This is a genomic window from Micromonospora sp. PRAS1 (genome assembly GCF_059553435.1).
Genome location: NZ_JCANNB010000006.1, coordinates 55,485 through 68,656, shown reverse-complemented (window position 1 = coordinate 68,656; position 13,172 = coordinate 55,485). Strand labels below are relative to the sequence as shown.

At 70.5% G+C, this 13,172-nt stretch carries 13 protein-coding genes and 1 tRNA gene; 8 read left to right on the top strand and 6 right to left on the bottom strand.

All coding sequences use genetic code 11. From position 1 onward, the window contains the following. The first annotated feature begins 198 nt into the window (after window positions 1-198). Entirely contained in the window at window positions 199-2,649 is a 2,451-nt protein-coding gene (locus AC507J_RS07990) for a penicillin-binding protein (protein ID WP_496288427.1), read from the top strand. An 86-nt stretch (window positions 2,650-2,735) separates the two neighbouring features. Here the strand turns inward: AC507J_RS07990 and AC507J_RS07985 are convergent, their stop codons facing one another. Beyond that, a complete protein-coding gene (locus AC507J_RS07985) occupies window positions 2,736-3,191 on the bottom strand; it encodes a GatB/YqeY domain-containing protein (protein WP_496288426.1) in 456 nt (151 codons plus the stop codon). Window positions 3,192-3,216: 25 nt separating this feature from the next. Here AC507J_RS07985 and AC507J_RS07980 point away from each other — a divergent pair, with 25 nt between their 5' ends. From AC507J_RS07980 to AC507J_RS07965, 4 genes are all read left to right on the top strand, one after another. Next, a complete protein-coding gene (locus AC507J_RS07980; RefSeq protein WP_496288425.1) occupies window positions 3,217-4,110 on the top strand; it encodes a metallophosphoesterase in 894 nt (297 codons plus the stop codon). A gap of 72 nt (window positions 4,111-4,182) precedes the next feature. Further along, window positions 4,183-4,259 (top strand) — tRNA-Pro (locus AC507J_RS07975). A 254-nt stretch (window positions 4,260-4,513) separates the two neighbouring features. Further along, complete coding sequence (locus AC507J_RS07970) at window positions 4,514-4,939, top strand: hypothetical protein (RefSeq protein ID WP_496288424.1); 426 nt, start codon at window positions 4,514-4,516, stop codon at window positions 4,937-4,939. Window positions 4,940-5,151: 212 nt separating this feature from the next. Then, a complete protein-coding gene (locus AC507J_RS07965) occupies window positions 5,152-5,484 on the top strand; it encodes a hypothetical protein (protein WP_496288423.1) in 333 nt (110 codons plus the stop codon). A 9-nt stretch (window positions 5,485-5,493) separates the two neighbouring features. On the opposite strand, the gene AC507J_RS07960 is transcribed toward AC507J_RS07965, so the two are convergent. From AC507J_RS07960 to AC507J_RS07950, 3 genes are all read right to left on the bottom strand, one after another. Beyond that, the gene (locus AC507J_RS07960; RefSeq protein ID WP_496288422.1) at window positions 5,494-5,724 is read right to left on the bottom strand and encodes a hypothetical protein; all 231 of its coding nucleotides are present in this window, start codon (window positions 5,722-5,724) and stop codon (window positions 5,494-5,496) included. A 116-nt stretch (window positions 5,725-5,840) separates the two neighbouring features. After that, window positions 5,841-6,296, bottom strand: coding sequence for a lamin tail domain-containing protein (locus AC507J_RS07955; RefSeq protein ID WP_496288421.1), 456 nt, complete (start codon window positions 6,294-6,296; stop codon window positions 5,841-5,843). A gap of 271 nt (window positions 6,297-6,567) precedes the next feature. After that, window positions 6,568-7,347: a phosphodiesterase gene (locus AC507J_RS07950; protein ID WP_496288420.1), complete on the bottom strand. Its 780-nt coding sequence runs from the start codon at window positions 7,345-7,347 to the stop codon at window positions 6,568-6,570. 170 nt (window positions 7,348-7,517) lie between these two features. On the opposite strand from AC507J_RS07950, the gene AC507J_RS07945 reads away from it, so the two are divergent. Beyond that, the gene (locus AC507J_RS07945) at window positions 7,518-8,936 is read left to right on the top strand and encodes a sensor domain-containing diguanylate cyclase (RefSeq protein ID WP_496288419.1); all 1,419 of its coding nucleotides are present in this window, start codon (window positions 7,518-7,520) and stop codon (window positions 8,934-8,936) included. Here AC507J_RS07945 and AC507J_RS07940 read toward each other — a convergent pair. Together AC507J_RS07940 and AC507J_RS07935 are read right to left on the bottom strand one after the other, a co-directional pair. Next, on the bottom strand, window positions 8,933-9,988 hold the full coding sequence (locus AC507J_RS07940) for an aspartate-semialdehyde dehydrogenase (protein WP_496288418.1): 1,056 nt from the start codon (window positions 9,986-9,988) through the stop codon (window positions 8,933-8,935). The genes AC507J_RS07945 and AC507J_RS07940 overlap by 4 nt on opposite strands. Window positions 9,989-9,993: 5 nt before the next feature. Further along, on the bottom strand, window positions 9,994-11,259 hold the full coding sequence (locus tag AC507J_RS07935; RefSeq protein ID WP_496288417.1) for an aspartate kinase: 1,266 nt from the start codon (window positions 11,257-11,259) through the stop codon (window positions 9,994-9,996). Window positions 11,260-11,546: 287 nt separating this feature from the next. On the opposite strand from AC507J_RS07935, the gene AC507J_RS07930 reads away from it, so the two are divergent. Both AC507J_RS07930 and AC507J_RS07925 read left to right on the top strand, forming a co-directional pair. Then, window positions 11,547-12,515 (top strand): hypothetical protein, encoded by a 969-nt coding sequence (locus tag AC507J_RS07930; RefSeq protein WP_496288416.1) that lies wholly within the window; start codon window positions 11,547-11,549, stop codon window positions 12,513-12,515. Between the two features lie 84 nt (window positions 12,516-12,599). Continuing rightward, window positions 12,600-13,148, top strand: coding sequence for a nitroreductase family protein (locus tag AC507J_RS07925; protein ID WP_496288415.1), 549 nt, complete (start codon window positions 12,600-12,602; stop codon window positions 13,146-13,148). The last annotated feature ends 24 nt before the right edge of the window (window positions 13,149-13,172 follow it).

Genomic DNA, 13,172 nt, shown 5'->3' with positions numbered 1-13,172 from the left:
GGACCGCCGCTTACCCCACCGGAGTCCGAGAAAACGCTGCGGGCCGGGCCTCCCGGGGAGGAAACTCGGCCCGGATTCACGCAACCGGACACCGGTGCCACGCGTCTAGCACAACGAGGACGGCGCGCGCAGGAAATGGGGAAAAGACGCCGCAGCGCCCCTCGTTATCTGTTCGCGTACCCTGACGAGGTGACCTGGATGCGGAAACGTGACCACAACGTCCTGACCAACGCCGCATCGCTACTCATCTGTGGGCTGTTGGCTGGCGTGGTGGTCGCCGCTGCGGCCTTCCCCGCAGTGGCGATGTCGGGCCTGGCCGCGAAGGCCGGAGCGGATACCTTCGGCGCGTTGCCGAAGGAACTGACGATGGCCCGCGCTCCCCAGATCAGTTATCTGCTGGCGAAGGACGCCAAGACACCACTGGCCACGATGTACGACGAGAACCGGCGTGAGGTCAAGCTCGCGGACATCTCGCCGCACATGCAGAAGGCCATCATCGCCGCCGAGGACCACCAGTTCTACGAGCACAACGGGGTCGACCTCAACGGTGTCGCCCGGGCCTTCGTCAACAACAGCTCGGCGACCAACGACCGGCAGGGCGCCTCGACGCTGACCATGCAGTTCGTCCGGATGAGCATCGCGTACTCGGCCACCCACCCGGCCGACGTGATCGCCGCGACCGAGGACACCAGCGCCCGGAAACTGCGCGAGATGCGGTACGCGCTCCAGGTGGACAAGGAGATGTCCAAGGACGAGATCCTGGAGGCCTACCTCAACCTCGCCGCCTTCGGCAACGGCGCGTACGGCGTCTACGCCGCCAGCCAGGTCTACTTCAACAAGAAGCCCAAGGACCTGACGATCGACGAGGCCGCCATGCTGGCCGGCCTGGTCAAGGCGCCCAGCTCGTTCGACCCGACCACCGAGAGCGGCTACCCGCAGGCGGTCGCCCGACGTGACTACGTCATCGACAACATGGCCAAGATCGGCGCGATCAGCAATGAGGAGGCCGAGGCGGCCAAGGCCGTGAAGCTGAAGGTCCGGGACAAGCGGACGCCGAACGGCTGCGTGGCCACCAACAAGAACTCCTGGGGCTTCTTCTGCGACTACTTCTACCGCTGGTGGATGTCGCAGGAGACGTTCGGCTCGACCTCCTACGACCGGGAGCGGCGACTCAAGAGCGGCGGCTACACGATCGTCACCACGCTGGACAAGCAGGCACAGGAGGGCGCTGACAAGGCGGTCCGCAAGGCCAAGTCGGTCAACTCCAAGGAAGCCGTGATGGTCGCGGTGGTGGAACCCGGCACCGGTCGGGTGCGCGCGCTGTCGGTCAACCGCAACTTCAAGCTCGACAACCCGGAGAACCCGAAGAACAAGCCGCACAGCGATCCGAAGCAGCGGGACCGGGGCCGGCTCGGCAACTACCCGAACACGGTGAATCCCCTACTCACCGGCGGTGACGGGATCACCGGCTACCAGGCCGGCTCGGTGTTCAAGATCTACACCATCGTGGCCGCGTTGGAGAAGGGCATTCCGCTCAGCTACAACATCAACGCGCCGCAGCAGTTCAAGTCCGAATACATCATCAGCCCCAGCAGCGACGCCGCCTGCCCGGGCACGCACTTCTACTGCCCGACCAACTCGGACAAGAAGCCGGGCGGCGTGAAGGACATGCGCAGCGCCTTCTCGTCCTCGACCAACACGTACTTCGTACCGCTTCAGCAGCAGGTCGGCGCGGAGAACGTGGTCGACGTGGCCAAGCGCCTGGGCATCCAGTTCCGGGAGAGCGAGGACGCCAACATCGCCAACGACAAGGCGTCCGCGCACCAGTGGGGCGCGTTCACCCTGGGCGTGTCGCAGACCACCCCGCTGGAGCTGGCCAACTCCTACGCCACCCTGGCTGCGGACGGCAAGTACTGCGAGCCGATCCCGGTGCAGGAGATCCGCGACCTGGACGGCAACAAGCTGGACGTGGCCAACCCGCGCTGCGAGAAGCGATTCAGCACGGACGTGGCCCGGGCGGCCGTCGACGCGGCCCGCTGCCCGGTCGGCGACAACCCCTCCGGCGGCAGTTGCGGCAGCAGCCGTACGGCCGCCGAGGGGCGCGGCATCGTGGGCAAGCCGATCGCCGGCAAGTCCGGCACCACCGACGGCGAGAAGACCGCCTCCCTGGTCGCGATGACCAAGCAGTACGCGGTGGCCGGCATCATGGCCGACCCGGACTGGCCGCAGACCAACGTCAAGATGAAGCACAAGCCTGCGGACGGCATCAACCCGCCGGTCTTCGAGACGCTGCGCGACGCCATGAAGGGCAAGAAGGGGGAGAACTTCGACCCGCCCGGCAAGAAGATCTCCGAGGGTGACCAGCGCAGCATCCCAGGCGTCCGATGCATAAGCGTCGAACAGGCCAAGCAGCGCCTCTCCGGTGCCGGCTTCCAACCGATCGTCTCCGGCAGTCAGATCGCCTCGGAGTGCCCGGCCGGCACCGCCGCCGGCACCAGCCCGAGCGGTCGCACCATCAAGGGTGGCATCGTGACCATCCAGGTCAGCTCCGGCGGCGGAGGCGGCAACAACGGCGGCAACGGAAACGGCGGGCCAGGGAACGGCCCACCCAACGCGCCCGGTCGACCCGGAAACGACCGGAACGACTGAGCCGACAAGCAACTCCGCGAACGGGCGGGCACCCTCGGTGGGTGCCCGCCCGTTCGTTGTCGACCTCTCAGAACTGACGGTTCACGTCACAGGCCGAGCTGTCTGCGTACCTCCGTGGCGACCCGGCCCCCCTCGGCCCGGCCGGCCACCGCGGCCTGGGCCGCCTTCATCGCCGGGCCCATCTGCGCCTTGCCGGTGAACCCGCCCGCGGCGAGTGCCCCCGCCACCAGCTCGGTCAGCTCGGCGTCGGAGAGCTGCTTCGGCAGGTAGCGCTCCAGCACCTCACCCTCGGCGGTCTCCTTGGCGGCCTGCTCGGCGCGGCCCGCGTCGGCGAAGGCGGTCGCCGCCTCCCGGCGCTTCTTGGCCTCCTTGGTCAGCACGGCCAACACCTCGTCGTCGCTGAGCGCCCGCTTGGCCTTGCCGGACACCTCCGCGTTCCCCACGGCGGCCAGCGCCATCCGCAGCGTGGAGGTGGTCAGCTCGTCGCGGGCCTTCAGGGCGGCGCGCATGTCGGCGGTGAGACGGTCCTTCAGCGTGCTCATGGTCGGTCAAACTACCCTGATCGGCATGGGAAAGCGCACACTATTCCGGCTCGCGACCGCGACCGTCGCGACGGGCGCCGCCGCGCTGGCGTACGCGTCACTCGTCGAGCGCAACATGTTCACCCTCCGCCGCTTCGATGTCCCGGTGCTGCCGACCGGCACCGAGCCGCTGCGCGTGCTGCACATCTCCGACCTGCACATGACCCCCAACCAGGTACGCAAGCAGCAGTGGGTGGCGTCGCTGGCCGCCCTCGACCCCGACCTGGTCGTGGTGACCGGGGACAACATGGCCCACCCGGGGGCGGTGCCGGGCGTGCTCCGCGCGCTGCAACCCCTGCTCGACTACCCGGGCGCCTTCGTCTTCGGCTCGAACGACTACACCGGCCCGGTCTGGAAGAATCCGTTCACCTACTTCCTGCCCGACCGGGAGTACCACGAGGGCGTCGAGCTGCCCTACGAAGACCTGCGTGAAGTGCTCACCGGGGCCGGCTGGACGGACCTGAACAACCGACGCAGCCAGGTGAAGGCGGGCGGCCGGGCGATCGACATGGTCGGGGTCGACGACCCGCACATCGAACGGGACGACTACCCCTCGGTGGCCGGCCCGGTCGACACCACGGCGGACCTCTCCATCGCCCTGACCCACTCGCCCGAGCCGGCGCTGCTCGACGAGATGGCCGCCGACGGCTTCGGGCTGCTGCTCGCCGGCCACACCCACGGCGGCCAGGTCTGCGTACCGGGGTTCGGGGCGCTGGTGACCAACTGCGGCCTGCCCAGATCGATGGCGAAGGGCCTGCACCGCTGGCCCGGCTCGGACTCCTGGCTGCACGTCTCCGCCGGCCTCGGCACCCACCCGACCGCCCCGGTCCGCTTCGCCTGCCCGCCCGAGGCCAGCCTGCTCACCCTGATCCCGCGCTGACCTTGATCGGCTTTGCCGGGGGTACCGAGTTTGACCCTCCGGACGGGTGGGCTACTATTTGTCGGCACGCCTCGGGGTGTGGCGCAGCTTGGTAGCGCGCTTCGTTCGGGACGAAGAGGTCGTCGGTTCGAATCCGGCCACCCCGACCAGGTAAGAGGGCACACCCTATCGACGGGTGTGCCCTCTAGTGCTTAGTACAGCACCGGCCGTTACCGCAGGCTCTCCCCCAGGCGCTTTAGCGCCACCCAGGGTCGGCACCCGGCCGGGTGGCAACCCGGCCCGCCCGTGGCCCGCTGATGCAGCTTGATCCACTTGTCGTGGACGACCTCACGGGTCGGGCCGCTTGCGAGCGACTTCGCCTTGCAGGCTGCGGACTACTGCACCTGGGCTGTCACGAGGAAGCGTGAGCCAGCGGGACGAGGACGTAACGCGGATCCGGGCAGCCTTGTCGGCGTACGACATCGGGCGTGACCGGCCAGCGCCGGTGCTGCCGGCCGACCGAATGGCCCGGCACGTCGCGTACGCCTGGACTGTCCTTCAGCATGCTCGCTATCCGCAGGTGGTCGAGCTGCTGCCGAGCCTGCTGGGCGGCCTGCAGCGCGGCTGCGCCCGGGACCCGGCGGCGGGCCGGGCCGCAGTGGTGGAGGCGTACCGGTTGACGGCGGCGTTGTTGGTGAAGCTGGGCGAGACCGATCTGGCCTGGCTGGCTGCCGATCGGGCGATGGCTGCCGCTGCCGGTGAACCGGTGTTGGTGGCGGGTGCGGCGGTGCAGCTCGGGCAGGTGTTGCGGTCCTCGGCGCGGGTGCGCTTCCGGCGCTGGAAGAAGTAAAGCGGTGGAGTACAGCAACCGACCGGAACGAGCGCCACCAGGCCGGATGACCTCGCATGACACCCGACCGGGCCGGCCTGCCGCCAGTTCGGGACGAAGTGGTCGTCGGTTCGGATCCGGCCACCCCGATGAGGTGTGACAGTGCGTTCTGGGCTGCCCTTCGACGTCTCCGCACGGTGCAGGCTGGCCCGATGCCCGGTAGCCTGGGGCGAGTGCGGATCATCGCGGTTCTGGCCGTCTTCGTCGTCGTGCTGGCCGCCGTCCTGCTGGTCGCCATGGTGGTGACGGCCGGAGCCCGACGCCGCCGCCACACTCTTGAGTCGTCCGCCCGCTGGGCGGTACGCCACTACGCCATTCCGGGGCGCGGGCACACAGTCGTCGCGGTCGCTCTGACCGACGCGGACGGCCGGATTCACAATGAGCACGTGGTCGCGCGCATCCCGGACGGCGCTCAGGACTGGCAGCGCGACTTCATCGCGGCCCGGCAGGAGGCCGAGGAGCGCGCGTTCCACCTCAACAGCGACCGCCCGCCGATCGAGGGCTGAACCGACGGGTCACCACCAGCTGGGATAGTGCCGCAGCACCCGTTCCGCCGGCTCCGGCGGCTTCGACCGCCGCTCGCGCCACGCGCTGACGATGCCGGGGCCGTACAGCAGGAAGCCGGCACCGATCATGATTGCTGACACCGTCTTGTCCGGCCAGCCGGACCAGAGGCCGATGCCGGCCACGAGCCAGACGAGTACCCCGAGGCCGATCAGTACTGTCCTGAGCCGGGGTCGTCGCATGGCGCCAGCCTAGGCCGGGCGCGAAAGGCGGGCCCCCTCGTTAAGAGGGGGCCCTTCCTATGCAAAATCCGTTAACAAGGGCCCCTTCCTTACAGCTCCTACACCTCCTTGCACCGTCAGCAGGTGGTGTAGCCCTTGCCCTTCTTCCAGGAGCACTTGTCGATCAGCTTGCCGCTGGCGTTGCGCAGGTAGGCGGTGTCCCCGGTGTTGTTCCAGATGTAGTTGCCCGAGCCCCAGTAGCGGGTGCGGGCGGTGTTGGTGCCCTTGCCGGTACGGATCACCACGCTCTTGCCCTTGGCGAGCTTGAAGTTCCCGGTGAACGTGTAGACGTGGTTGGCCTTGTCGCGCAGCGTCCAGTTCTTCAGGTTGATGGTGCGTGCCCGCCGGTTGGTCAGCTTCACGTACTCGGCGTTGAGGCTGGCCTTCGACCAGTCGTCCCGACCCGGCGAGTCGTAGTAGACCTTCGTGATCTCGATGGCCGGGGTGGCGGCCTGCGCCGGAGCGGCCACCGCCAGCGAACCGCCCACCGCCATGGTGAGCGCAGCCACGATCCCGATGAGCCTTCTCGTCATGCGTGTTACCCCCACTGAAGGCGCCGTGATTTCGGCGCGTCTCGGTCACGCCGACGCGTGACGGAGCGAGGTTAACGGCATGCTGCGGGTACGTGAACACGCCTGGGCGCCATGTCACCGATTACGGCCGGGCGGCCGGCCAACAGCGGCCGGCCGGCCCCGAGCCAGCGACCAATCCGGATGCCTCGGCCCGACCCCGGTCCGGCAGCGACTGACCGAAGGTCCGCCTCGGCCACGCGTTCCGGTGCCCATTGTGGACGAGTGGTTCGGGTCAGAAGCCGCAGGTCGGGCCAGCGGCATGGCTGACCTGCACGGTGTGCGTGACACATCCGTCGCCGGTCACCCGGTGCAGCAGCAGCGCGGTGGGCTCGGTGACCCAACCGATCCGCTCGTCGCCGCTCATGGTCAATGTGGCCTGCCGCAGGGTGCTCGGCGCGACGGTGAGCACCGTGCCGGCGAAGGCGGCGGTCACCGGTCGGTGCAGGTGCCCGGCGGCCACGCGTACCACGTGGGGGTGCCGGCGGATCACCTCGGCGAGCGCGTCACCGTCGGCGAGCCGGATCACGTCGGCGGCCGGGATGCCGACCTCGATCGGCGGGTGGTGCAGGCAGACGATGGCCGGCACCTCGGGTCGGGCGGTGAGTGCCCCATCGAGCCAGTCGAGTTGTTCGTCGCCGAGCCGCCCGCCGTTCGTGCCGGGCACCAGCGAGTCGAGCACCATCACGGTCGCCCCGGCATGGTCGACCTGGTAGTACGCCGAGAAGCCGCCACCCAGCCACGGCGTGCCGCCGAAGGCGTCCAGCAGTGACTCCCGATCGTCATGGTTGCCTGTGGTCAGGTGCACCGGCAGCGGGAACCGGCCGAGCAGTTCCCGCAGCACTGCGTACTCGTCGGGTCGACCGTGGTCGGCCAGATCACCGGTGATCACCACGCAGTCCGGCCGGGGGTTGAGCGCGAGCACCCGGCCGAGCGCGCGGTGCAGCCCGGCGGCCGGCTCGGCCCCGAGCAGGCCGGTGATCAGGTGCGGATCGCTGAGGTGGGCGATGAGCATCGGGCCTCCAGTCGACCAGGGATCTCCACGCTAGACCGGTAGCCGGCCGGGCGGCATCCACAACCTGTGGATAGCACATGTGTACGAAGGTCGCCGCCCCTGCCGCTGAGTACGCTTGATCGGCGACCCGGCATCGGCCGGGACCACCTCCGACCTGGAACGACGTGCGAGTGGATCATCAGCGAGTCATCCGTGACGTCACGGCCCGCCTGCCCCTGGCGTCGACCGTCGCCGAGGCGTGCCAGACGGCGGTCGACGCCCTCGCCCAGTTCACGCCCGCCACCATCGCCGTCCTGCTGCATGTAAACGATCGGCTCCGCTGCGTCGCCGCCACCGGGTCCTGGCAGGTCTTCGCCACCGTGGCACCGGACGCCGGGATCGTCGGCCGGGTGCACAGCGGCGGCAGGTCGGCCGTCGTCCCGGACGTCAGCGCCGACCCCGACCACATCCCGGTACGCCCCGACGTCATCGCCGAGGTGTGCGTACCGGTGCTGGACCCGGCGGGCCGGCCGGTCGGCGTACTCGATCTGCAATGGATCGCCCCCGCCGACCTCGCGTGGTGGCGGACCACGGCCGAACGGGTCGCCGCTCGGCTCGGCGCCCGGATCATGGCCCTCGGCGGCCCGGCGGAGAGCCGCAGCGAGAAGCTGCTGCGGCACGCCACGGCGATGACCGCCGCCAGCACCGAACGGGAGCTGCTCTCCGCCGCGATCCGGGCGGCCCGGGACGTGTCGACCCTCGCTGCGGCCGTCCTGGTGCTCTGCGGTCGCAGCGGTCCCCGGCTCGCCGCCCCGCCGGTGGCGCCCGGCGAGTTGGAGGCCCGGATCCGCGCCGAGTTGACCGAGGCGGGGCCGACCGCGCTGCGCCGGATCGTCGAGCGGGTCCATCGGTACGGTGCCGGCTACACGGTCGGGGAGGCCGGTCACCCGCCCACCGTCGAACACGAGCCCCTGGTCCGGGCCGGCGTACGCACGCTTGTGGCGGTCCCGGTCGGGCCGGCCGACGGTGGCGCGGTGCTGCTGGTCGCCGACGAACGGCTGCGGCGGCCGGATCCGGCCACGGTCAACCTGATGGAGTTGCTCGCCGGTCAGGCGTGGAGTTGCCTGGACCGGCTGCGCACCCTGGACCGGCTACGCGAACAGGCCAGCTCCGACCCGCTCACCGGGTTGCGGCACACCGGCCCGTTCGGGCAGCGGATCGCGCACGCCACCCCCGGACGCACCGCGCTGCTGGCGATCGACGTGGACGGCTTCAAGAGCGTCAACGACACGTACGGCCACCAGGCGGGTGACCGGGTGCTTGTCGGTCTGGCCCGGGCCCTGGAGGGTGCGCTGCGCCAGGGGGACGAGTTGTACCGGATCGGTGGTGACGAGTTCGTCGCGGTGATCGAGGTGAGCCGGCCCGAGGAGGCCGTCCGGGTCGCCGAGCGGCTCACTGCGGCGGCCCGCCGGATCGGCCGTACGATAAGCGTCGGCGTCGCCCTCCCCCGCCCCGGCGAGTCGCCCGAGCTGACCCTACGCCGCGCCGACCAGGCTCTCTACGCGGTCAAACGCCAGGGTCGCGACGGCGTCCACCTCTCCGCCGCCTAACTGAGGTCCTTGGCGAGGAGTTCGGCGATCTGGGCGATGTTGAGGGCTGCGCCCTTGCGGAGGTTGTCGCCGGTGACGAAGAAGTCCAGCGCGCGAGGGTCGTCGAGGGCGCGGCGGATCCGGCCGACCCAGGACGGATCGGTACCGACCGCGTCGATGGGCATCGGGAACTCTCCGGCCGCCGGATCGTCCACCACGATCACCCCGGGAGCGTTGCGGAGCACCGCGCGGGCCCCGTCGACGTCGATCTCGGTGGCGAAGACGGCGTGCACCGCGACCGAGTGGCCGGTCAACACCGGCACCCGTACGCAGGTGGCGGAGACCTTGAGGTCGGGCATCCCAAGGATCTTGCGCGACTCGTCGCGCAGCTTCATCTCCTCGGACGACCAGCCATCGTCGGTAAGCGAGCCGGCCCACGGCACCACGTTGAGCGCCAGCGGGGCGGGGAACGGGCCGAGTTCGTCACCGACCGCCTGCCGCACGTCGCCGGTACGCGAACCGAGCGTCCGGTCGCCGGCCACCTTGGTCAGCTGGTTGTGCAGGGTGTCCGCGCCGGCCTGGCCCGCTCCGGAAACCGCCTGGTACGAGGCGAGCACCAGCTCACGCAGCCCGTACTCGTAGTGCAGCGGCGCGACCGCAATGATCATCGCAAGGGTGGTGCAGTTCGCGCTGGCGACGATGCCGCGTGGCCGGTCACCCACCTGCTCGGGATTGATCTCCGGCACCACAAGCGGTACGTCCCGGTCCATCCGGAAGGCGCCGGAGTTGTCCACCACGATCGCGCCCCGGCGTACCGCTATCGGCGCCCAGCGCAGGGCGACCTCGTCCGGTACGTCGAACATCGCGACGTCCACCCCGTCGAGCGCCTCCTCGGAGAGCGCCTGGACGGTCAACTCCTCGCCCCGGCACCGCACCTTTCGCCCGACCGACCGCTCCGAGGCCAGCAGGCGGATCTCGCCCCAGACGTTGCGACGCCCGGTGAGCAGCGCACACATCACCGCCCCGACGGCGCCCGTCGCCCCGACCACGGCCAGGGTGGGCAGCCTGGCCACGGACGCTACCGCCCCGTCCCCGCGTACACCACGACTTCGGTGTCACCGCCGAGGTCGAACGCCTCGTGGATGGCGCGGACCGCCGCGTCGAGGTCGGAGTCCCGGCAGACCACGGAGACCCGGATCTCCGAGGTGGAGATCATTTCGATGTTCACGCCGGCCTGGCCCAGCGCCGCGAAGAAACCAGCGGCCACCCCCGGGTGCGACCGCATCCCGGCACCGATGAGCGAGACCTTGCCGACGTGGTCGTCGTAGAGCAGGCCCTTGAAGTTGACCGATTCCTGGATCTTGCTGAGCGCGCTCATCGCGGTGGGGCCGTCGGCCTTCGGCAGGGTGAAGGAGATGTCCGTGCGGCCGGTGCCCTCGGTGGAGACGTTCTGCACGATCATGTCGATGTTGATCTCGGCACCGGCGACGGTGTCGAAGATGCTGGCCGCAGCGCCCGGCTCGTCGGGCACCCCGACAATCGTGATCTTGGCCTCGCTGCGGTCGTGAGCCACTCCGGTGATCAGTGCCTGCTCCACAGGAAGCTCCTCCATCGATCCGGTGACCATGGTGCCGGTGTTTGTCGAGTATGACGAACGGACGTGGATCGGCAGCCCCGCCCGGCGGGCGTACTCCACGCTGCGCAGGTGCAGCACCTTCGCACCGCAGGCGGCCAGCTCCAGCATCTCCTCGTAGGTGATCTGCTTGATGTGCCGGGCGTTGGGCACGATGCGCGGGTCCGCGGTGAAGACGCCGTCCACGTCGGTGTAGATCTCGCACACGTCAGCCCGGAGCGCGGCGGCCAACGCCACGGCGGTGGTGTCCGATCCACCCCGGCCCAGCGTGGTGACGTCCTTGGTGTCCTGCGAGACACCCTGGAACCCGGCCACGATGACCACGGCGCCCTCGTCCAGCGCCCCCTTGAGCCGTCCCGGGGTGACGTCGAGGATCCGCGCCCGGCCGTGCACCGAGGTGGTGATCACACCCGCCTGCGAACCGGTGAAGGACCGGGCCTCGTAGCCCAGGTTGTGAATCGCCATGGCGAGCAGTGCCATGGAGATCCGCTCCCCGGCGGTGAGCAGCATGTCCAGTTCCCGGCCGGGGGGCAGCGGACTCACCTGGTTGGCCAGGTCGAGCAGCTCATCGGTGGTGTCGCCCATCGCGGAGACCACGACGACCACGTCGTCGCCGGCCTTGCGGGCCGCGACGATCCGTTCGGCCACCCGCTTGATCCGCTCCGCGTTGGCGACGGAGGATCCGCCGTACTTCTGCACCACGAGTGCCACGACGGCGCACTCCCTCCCGGTTGCCCTGTGAGCGTGCCGACGCCGCCGGCACTCAGGCTGAGCGTGTCGACGCCACCGACACTCACGCTGAGCGTGTCGACGCCGCCGACACCGGGGCCGGCGGCGCGGGTCGGACGCCCTCAGGGTATCGGGCCGGTCTGACCGCCGGGTCAGGTGATCCCACGATCCGGCCCGCGCGACCGCAGGAGGTGGCCCGCGACACGCCGGAAACGTCGGCGTTCGGCGAGAGGTGTCCTCAAGCGGTCCACAACGCCGAGAATGGCCGGGTGTACGACCACCGTCCCGCCCGGCACCGGCCCGTCCCGCTCACCCCCGTGCCGGCGCGCGCCCTACCCACCCCGCGCGCCCGTGCCGCGCAGGCCCGTGCGCTGCCCACCCGGCTCGCGCGTGCCCTGCCCGCTCCGTTCGTGCTGGCGCTGCCCGTGTTCTTCGCCGGCTGCTCCGCCGATCCGCCCGCCGAACCGCCGCCGCCCCCGAGCACCGCGCCCCGGCCGGTGGGGATGGACGCGGCCCGCGACGAGCTGGCCGCGCTCGCCGCTGCGGCCCAGGATCGGCACCTGGTCGCGCGCTACACGTTGCGGGTCGACGGGGCCGACGCTCGCCTCATCACCGTGACCAGCGCCAACGACGGCAGTTGGCGGGTGGACATCCCGGGCGGCGCGCTCGGCGGCGCCGCGGACATCTCGCTCGCCGCGACGGCCGACGGGTTGTTCCAGTGCGCGCTGCCCTCGCCGACCCGCCCGGAGCCGGCCGGTTGCGTACGCCTCGGTGACCGGGACGACACCCTGCCGCGCCGGCTCGACCCCCGGGTGCAGCACCCGTTCACCGACTGGTTGGACGTGCTGACCGACCGGCGCGCCCCGCTCTCCGTCTCGCCGGCCGCGGCACCGCCCGGAGCGACCGGCTCCTGCTACTCGGTGGAGACCACCGCGGCCTCCATCAACCCCCCGTTGGACGTGGGGATCTACTGCTTCGACACCGACGGGACCCCGACCGCGGTACGCGCGGCCTTCGGCACGCTGACGCTTGCCGCACCGCCCGAAGCCGCCCCGGCCACGGTGCAACTGGCCGGGCCGGTGATCGACGGCGAGCCGCTCGGCATGGCGGCACCGCCGGTCGACCCGTGGGCTTCACCGGAACCGGGAGCCCCGGCGGACCCGGGAGCACCCGGCGACCCACGGGCACCGACTGACGGCCAGCCCGGTGGCCCGGAGCCGGGCACCCCAACGCCCTGACCACTTGTTGCGTTACGGGTGTCGTTGCCCACATCCGGCCACCCCAGCCAGCTCGGCAAATCGCCCATACGGGACTGTTTACGCATGACGGACCTCACCCCGTTGCTCGCCTTCCGCTGGAGCCCGCGGTCCTTCGACCCGGGTGCCGAGTTGAGCCGGACCGAAGCGGCGACGCTGTTGGAGGCCGCCCGGTGGGCGCCCTCGATCGACAACCGGCAGCCCTGGCGGTTCGCCCTCGGGCATCGCGACGACGACACCTTCAAACGGCTCCTGGTCAACCTGCCCACCGCCGACCAACGCTGGGCCGGCCGGGCCAGCGCGCTGCTGCTCGCCGCGTACTCCCGGACCGGTCACCCGTTCGCGGCGTACGACCTGGGCCAGGCAGTGGCCCACCTGACCGTGCAGGCCACCGCGCTCGGGCTGCACGTACGCCAACTGACCGACCTCGACCACGCCGGCCTGGCCGCCGATCTCGACCTGCCCGACGAGCTGCGACCGTACGTGGTGGTCGCGGTCGGGCAACTGGGCGATCCACTGAGCCTGCCGGCCGAACTGGTGGCCGACGAGACGGCGTTACGCCACCGGCGCCCCCTGGCCGAACTCGTGTTGAGCTGCGCGGACGCGACGCAGTGACCGAAGGGTGCGAATTCCGTCTCA

Excerpts from the sequence above, each read along its gene's own strand:
- AC507J_RS07985 (WP_496288426.1), bottom strand. The coding sequence starts at position 3,191 with ATGAGCACGCTGAAGGACCGTCTCACCGCCGACATGCGCGCCGCCCTG.
- AC507J_RS07925 (WP_496288415.1), top strand. The coding sequence starts at position 12,600 with ATGACGGACCTCACCCCGTTGCTCGCCTTCCGCTGGAGCCCGCGGTCC.
- AC507J_RS07990 (WP_496288427.1), top strand. The coding sequence starts at position 199 with ATGCGGAAACGTGACCACAACGTCCTGACCAACGCCGCATCGCTACTC.
- AC507J_RS07955 (WP_496288421.1), bottom strand. The coding sequence starts at position 6,296 with ATGACGAGAAGGCTCATCGGGATCGTGGCTGCGCTCACCATGGCGGTG.
- AC507J_RS07950 (WP_496288420.1), bottom strand. The coding sequence starts at position 7,347 with ATGCTCATCGCCCACCTCAGCGATCCGCACCTGATCACCGGCCTGCTC.
- AC507J_RS07980 (WP_496288425.1), top strand. The coding sequence starts at position 3,217 with ATGGGAAAGCGCACACTATTCCGGCTCGCGACCGCGACCGTCGCGACG.
- AC507J_RS07960 (WP_496288422.1), bottom strand. The coding sequence starts at position 5,724 with ATGCGACGACCCCGGCTCAGGACAGTACTGATCGGCCTCGGGGTACTC.